General features: G+C 43.5%; 5 protein-coding genes. 3 read left to right on the top strand and 2 right to left on the bottom strand.

What is annotated here, in order from left to right:
* Positions 1-2,147 (top strand): HEAT repeat domain-containing protein (locus tag RMX69_RS25600; protein WP_322639114.1); only part of this gene is annotated, 2,147 nt, incomplete at its 5' end.
* 921 nt (positions 2,148-3,068) lie between these two features.
* Here RMX69_RS25600 and RMX69_RS25595 read toward each other — a convergent pair.
* Both RMX69_RS25595 and RMX69_RS25590 read right to left on the bottom strand, forming a co-directional pair.
* On the bottom strand, positions 3,069-3,524 hold the full coding sequence (locus tag RMX69_RS25595) for a cupin domain-containing protein (RefSeq protein ID WP_194042486.1): 456 nt from the start codon (positions 3,522-3,524) through the stop codon (positions 3,069-3,071).
* A 232-nt stretch (positions 3,525-3,756) separates the two neighbouring features.
* Positions 3,757-4,536 carry a cysteine hydrolase family protein gene (locus tag RMX69_RS25590; protein ID WP_289798797.1) on the bottom strand — a complete coding sequence of 260 codons (780 nt, stop codon included), beginning with the start codon at positions 4,534-4,536 and terminating at the stop codon, positions 3,757-3,759.
* Positions 4,537-4,747: 211 nt separating this feature from the next.
* Between RMX69_RS25590 and RMX69_RS25585 the strand changes: the two genes are divergently transcribed.
* The gene (locus RMX69_RS25585) at positions 4,748-4,882 is read left to right on the top strand and encodes a hypothetical protein (RefSeq protein ID WP_289798796.1); all 135 of its coding nucleotides are present in this window, start codon (positions 4,748-4,750) and stop codon (positions 4,880-4,882) included.
* A gap of 304 nt (positions 4,883-5,186) precedes the next feature.
* Positions 5,187-6,395, top strand: coding sequence for a NupC/NupG family nucleoside CNT transporter (locus tag RMX69_RS25580; RefSeq protein WP_289798795.1), 1,209 nt, complete (start codon positions 5,187-5,189; stop codon positions 6,393-6,395).
* The last annotated feature ends 3 nt before the right edge of the window (positions 6,396-6,398 follow it).

The following is a 6,398-nucleotide window of genomic DNA, read 5'->3' as shown; positions in this document are numbered from 1 at the left end:
AGGCATTGAGCAACTTCGGGCAGGCGGCGGCTCAATACATCCCTGAAATCGCCAAAATCCTCAAGGATGAAAAGGTTGACTCAAGTGTTCGTCGCAGTGCGGCAGAGGCATTGAGCAACTTCGGGCAGGCGGCGGCTCAATACATCCCTGAAATCGCCAAAATCCTCAAGGATGAAAAGGTTGACTCAAGTGTTCGTCGCAGTGCGGCAGAGGCATTGAGCAACTTCGGGCAGGCGGCGGCTCAATACATCCCTGAAATCCTCAAATTCCTCAAAGATGAAAAGGTTGACTCATATGTTCGTCGCAGTGCGGCAGAGGCATTAGCGAATATCAGAAAATTGGAGTTAAATGAGGTTGTTGTAATTCTGAATAATATTTATGAGCCTGGTAATTCAGAATACTTATATTGGCGTTTTCTAACCTATTTCCTGGGCGGTGGCACTGAGGAAGTGAAAACTTTATTGAAATGGCTCGGCTCTCATCAAGCACCTCCTGACAAACTCTCACATGATGAAGGTGTCAAAACTCTCAATCTATTTCTGCAAACTTGGAATAACAGCCAAGGACTAGAACGCTTACGCAACGACTTAGCCAAGCAAATTTCGGAAGTAGCCGCCAAGAAAAATGTTTCTTGGAAATTACAGGATATTGGTTTACTGCAAACTCACCACAGCAACCTCACAAAAGTCAACTCCACCAATGCTGATGCAGTGCAGTCAGCAATAGATAAACTGGAGGTGCGGCAGTGGTTTGTCCGTTCTGGAAAGACCATCCTGATTCACGCTGTCTTTTGGCTAGCCCTGATCTTTGCCTACCCGAAATTCCCCCAAGTCCAAGCCATCTTCTTCTGGAACCCTTGGGTACGCCGAATCTTAGGCGTCGGCTATGTCGGCTTTCTCCTCACCTGGTTTCCCCCCTTCCGCCGCAAATTATTTGAACCCTTCAAACCTTCCCTATTAGCCGATGCCGGCTTAGATAATTTTTCTGACCAATCATACTTCCCAGAATCTAAAGTCAAAGTTCCCACTTCAGGAGACATCCAGCCAATTACCGCAGCCCTACCCAGTATTCAAGGACAAATTATTTTAGAAGGAGATTCCGGCTTAGGCAAGTCGATGTTTCTCCGCCATCTGTTGAAAAATCAAGAGCGCATTGTCGTTTATCTCCCCGCCCAGAAATGTCATAAAGGCGTAATTGAAGCCATCCAAGACAAGCTACACGGCCAAGCCCAAGATGCCGGCTTCTTAAAAAACCTGATTTACAGTGGTGCAATAGATATCTGCATCGACGGACTCAACGAAGTCACCGCGGAAACACGCGCCAAAATCTGCCAGTTTGTCGAAAGCTATTTCCGGGGCAACATTATTATGACAACCCAGCCCCTAGAGTGGACACCACCTTCAACAGCCAAGATATATAAATTGCAGCCCCTTGAGCAACAACAAATTCAAGAGTTTTTGATATCCCGTCAGCCGCGACTCCCCCAAGATGCCAAAATTCAAGGTGCTGATTACGCCAAAGCCTGCACCGATTATTTAATAGAAGTCTTCCAAGAGAAACAAGCCAAAGAAGAGTTAGATGCTATCCGCCGAATTCTTTCCAATCCAATGGATCTAACAGTGGTAGCGCTGATGTTATCACAAGGCAAACACCCAAACTTATTTCGCCTGCAACAACAGCAATACAATTTAATGGCGGCAGAATACCTCAAAGAATGGAATCAAGAATTTCCCTTAAAGAAATTCTCCGCCGCCGTCTACGAAATGCGACTCAATGACAAACAAGCCTTACCCGCCGATGAATTTCACCAAGTCGCCATGTCTTTGTCAGACGAGAAATACAAAATGGTAGTCAGCCGTCAGTGGCAAGATGAAAAAGGCGAAGCCAAGAAAGAATGGTACTTCCGCCACGATAAAATCATGGATTTCTTCTTAGTGCAAAACTTTCTCGGCGAAACTGATGCCGCCGAAGGACTATTAGTTGATAGAATGGGCGATCCGCGTTTTCGTGGCGTTTATTTCTTGCTAGCAACCTTACTTGAGATAGATGCAGCCAAAAAACTGCGAGAAGAATTGATTCAATACGCCGCCGACACCAAAGACAATACGGTGAGTAATACCTTTGTGCAGTTATTGCGGACTAGATAGTGCAATACGATTGGGTTAAAGAAATTTATCTGTTAAGGCAACGTCAGTTCGACAAGCCCTTTTTTGACCTCTCCCCCAACCCCTGTTGCACACGGAGCTACGGTGTACACACAAGTGTTGGTGCAGTGTATCTATCCCGCCTCGGAATAAATTCCAAGTCTCATAACGAAAGTCCTCTAAAAGAGGACTAATATCATGTCCGCATAATTAGTTATGCTAACCACAGTCATTGCACCCCACCCCCAGCCCCTCCCCGCAAGCGGGGAGGGGAGACAAAGCGCAGCTTTGGCGGGGTGGGGTTCTTGGGGTTTAGTAAGTAATTAAGCGGACATGATATAACGCTCTTCCATCACTCTCATCAAACAATAATCGAAGCAGAAAACTAAAACTATCACCCAATCAAGGTTTGAGGCTTTATTTTTTAATAGAAATTCAAAAATCTAGCTAAAACCTGAAAACCGAAGTCTCGTAAGCCTTGCAGCGAGTACTTTTCCCAAGACTGATGGAAGAGCGATAAACTAAATTTCTTGTTTAGTCCTCTTTTAGAGGACTTTAGCTTATCAGCCCGGAACTAAAGTTCCGGGCGGGATATTTCCTCAGTGTAGGACTTTCACTTGAACAGAAATATTGGGTGGGTAGGATTTTTAGAGATGTGTGTACACTGTAGCCGACACGGAGAGGGGAGAAAACCCTAATTTCTCGTTGCTCCTCCCTTTCCCCGTGGGAGAGGGAGGTTGTCCGGGAGAGGTTCATCGAACTCACGTTAAGGCAGGCTATTCTTGAGCAGGAAAGGCAGAGGCGAGGCAAGATAGAAGCGCAATGTGAGATTTCATTTATTAATAAAGATACAGCTACGGCAAAACTTGTGCGTACACCGTAGCTTTGTAAGAGAGAGAAATAGAACAGAGGTTTTAAATATCTTTAACAAGGCATCAAAGCATCAAATCTCCCTATTACTGCCATATCTTCTTCATCTAACTCCGCCGGAATCCCACTGCGAATCAATTCCGAAAAGTCTTCATTGGGAATCATCACAGTCAACGTGTACAAGCGAGTAGAACCAGTATTTTTAATCAAATGAGTACCAGTGGGAGGCACTAATAAACTATCTCCAGCTTTGATCGTGGCACTCTTGCCATCACATATAGCGATCGCTTCTCCTTTGAGAACAAAAAACATTTCCACCGCCCACTGATGGCGATTTGGGGGTGTTTGCCCACCAACATCAAAAATTTCTATGCAGCAAGTCAAAGAAGTATTAGCATTCGTCGAATCGAAGATAATTGCTAATCGATTAGAGGCGTCGGGACTGATGCGATATACTTGGTAATCTTTGCTAGATTTGATAACCGGAATTACACAACGAGTAGCGTACATTTATTTATCCCCTCTGAGTTATCGATGGGCATGAAAATTCTTAAAATTTGAGTCTTAAATCACATAATTTTAGATTTTAGATTGTAAATTTTGGATTGAATAATTCAAAATTTAAAATTATCCCAGAGAAAGCGAATTGAAACGCGAGAACAAATCTAAAATCTAAAATTTTTGCTCAAAGAAAGAGCATTCATGCATGGGATCAATCTAAAATCTAAAATCCAAAATTGATTCACTCCTCACCATTTTGCAGCGCTGTTAAAATCTCTTGCGAGTCAGTGACAAAACCGAAGCATTGTTTGACATTATACAATGTCGCCAGCCAACAATATTCAGGAGAAGTTGTGGCGGTGCAATCTTTAACCAACACGCAGTCATATCCTAAGAAGTTGGCATCACATAAGGTAGTTAGCACACATTGATCGGCATTAACACCAGCAAAAAATAATGTTGTCCTTCCCAAATTCCGCAAGATACTATCTAATGGTGTATCCCAAAACCCACTCATGCGGTATTTATCCACACGAATATCTTCGGGTATCTGTTCTAGCTCATCTACTACTGCCGCGGCCCAACTACCTGCCATGAGTACTCTAGCACCATTGCTTGGTAGTGGATCGCCCAAACCCACACCTTCCCCTGTGGGATTATAGACGTGGCGCGAACTAGCACTAATATTGAGCAAGTCGGGACGATTTCCCCAATTTACCCAAATGACTGGAACACCAACCTCACGCAGTTCGGGAAGTAAGTTGTTCAAAGGTTTAATAGGCTGACGCGCCGGAGTTACGTCCACACCGATATGCGCTAACCAGCCATCAGGGTGACAGAAGTCGTTTTGCATATCAATGACGAGGATAGCAGTCTTTGCCAAGTCTAGGCGCAGGGTTTTAGTTTCTGTTGATAAGATAACGGGTTGTGGGGTCTTTGATGGGCGAGTGATATCTGCGATCGCATCATTCACTGTCCAGGCATTTGGCGCAACTCCCAATGTCCGTAATGGTAGATTCATAAAATTCCAGTACCCAACACCATTTTCTATTTTGTAACTTGAAATTCAAGTCAAAATACAATTACTTAATTAAGGTTAAATATGGTAAATTTCACTATCTAGAATGTTTTGATTGCCGTCAGTGATGATTATCCAAAGGTAGATATATAGATCGTCAATGGTGCAACCGTAGTCATTTTCCCCAATCTACAAGTAATTGGCACTGTGATAGATGGCAAAAGTAAGCTATTACTACCTGGCTTTTTCAACGCCCACATCCACCGATAGTGCCACTTTTACTTTGTCTGATGCTGAACGCCTTGCTGCTTGGGTGCGCCAGCATCCACTGTCTGGTTTTGAACACTGACACTTTGTTGGCAAATTAATCAATAGTTCTCTTTTCCCTCCAAGGTTAATTTTTTCCTGTTTACATTGATTGTTCCTATTAATATAAATGTGCTTAAGGTTTGGGCAGGCAATTTTGTAACAAGATATGAATGTGCGTAGGCGTAGCCCTTCGGCTGCGCTCAGGAACCACCCGTCGTAGACATCGCTAAATTCTTATTTACAGCATCAAAACTCTAGTAATTGACTACAAAACCCCAAAAAAAGGCAGATTTTGTGTATGCTCTGTGACTAAGTGCCTTAACAATACCTTTTCAGGAGTAATCATGGAACGCGCCATCTCTGCATTGGGAATCTTAGTTTTTATCGGTATATCCTACGCCTTTTCTGTTAATCGTCGTGCGGTGCGTTGGCGAATAGTGGCATGGGGTTTGGGATTGGAGTTTGTGTTTGCATTAGTGATTCTTAAAACTGCTTGGGGTTTAAATCTGTTTAAATCTCTGGGAGATATTGTCGGTCAATTTTTAGCATTTTCTGATGTTGGTGCAAAATTTGTCTTTGGAGAAAATTTTAAGGATCATTTCTTTGCTTTCCAAGTGCTGCCGACAATTATCTTTTTCTCTGCCTTCATCAGTGTGTTGTATTACTACGGCATTTTACAGCGAGTTGTAAACGTGATGGCGTGGGTAATGATGAAGACGATGAAAACATCGGGTTCTGAATCTTTATCCTGTGCAGGTAACATCTTTTTGGGGCCAACAGAATCGGCGCTGATGGTTAAACCTTATATAGCGAATATGACGCAATCGGAACTCCATGCCGTGATGACGGGTGGTTTTGCCACAATTGCAGCGGGAGTACTAGGAGCATATCTTTCCTTTGGCATCCCAGCAGAACACCTGATTGCTGCTTTCTTTATGACTGCTCCCACATCGTTGGTGGTATCAAAATTACTTTACCCAGAAACAGAAGTATCAGAGACGGCTGGCAAAGCAAAAGCGTATGTAGAAACCAATTATGTAAATGTAATTGATGCTGCTACCACCGGAGCAATTGACGGCGTGAAGCTAGCAGTTAATGTTGGGGTGATGATTATCGCCTTTTTGGGATTATTAGCTGCCCTGAATGCATTGCTGGGATGGTTGGGGGCATTTGTGGGCTTACAACAACTCTCACTACAGTGGATTTTGTCTTTTCTCATGGCTCCCGTGGCGTGGCTAATGGGCATACCTTGGGCTGATTGTCGGCAAGTTGGGGCTTTATTGGGTACAAAAACAATTTTGAATGAGTTTATTGCTTTTTTGGATTTGAAGGCACTAATTGAAAGTGGAAAAATTTCTCAACGGGCAGTAATTATTACAACTTACGCATTATGTAATTTTGCAAATATCGGTTCAATTGGCATTACCATTGGCGGCATTGCGGGGATAGCACCTAATCGCCAGCATGACTTAGCTCGTATGGGTGTAAGGTCAATGATTGGCGGATTGTTAGCGGGTTTTATCACCGCTTGTATTGCTGGGGTGTTGATTTGAAAA

Origin of the sequence: Nostoc sp. EspVER01, from assembly GCF_034530635.1 — a bacterium.
GTDB lineage: Bacteria > Cyanobacteriota > Cyanobacteriia > Cyanobacteriales > Nostocaceae > Nostoc.
The sequence above is the reverse complement of the archived record's forward strand: the minus strand, read 5'-3'. Positions and strand labels throughout refer to the sequence as shown.

Coding starts and splice junctions, on each gene's coding strand:
- RMX69_RS25585 (WP_289798796.1), top strand. CDS start 4,748: ATGGCAAAAGTAAGCTATTACTACCTGGCTTTTTCAACGCCCACATCC.
- RMX69_RS25595 (WP_194042486.1), bottom strand. CDS start 3,524: ATGTACGCTACTCGTTGTGTAATTCCGGTTATCAAATCTAGCAAAGAT.
- RMX69_RS25590 (WP_289798797.1), bottom strand. CDS start 4,536: ATGAATCTACCATTACGGACATTGGGAGTTGCGCCAAATGCCTGGACA.
- RMX69_RS25580 (WP_289798795.1), top strand. CDS start 5,187: ATGGAACGCGCCATCTCTGCATTGGGAATCTTAGTTTTTATCGGTATA.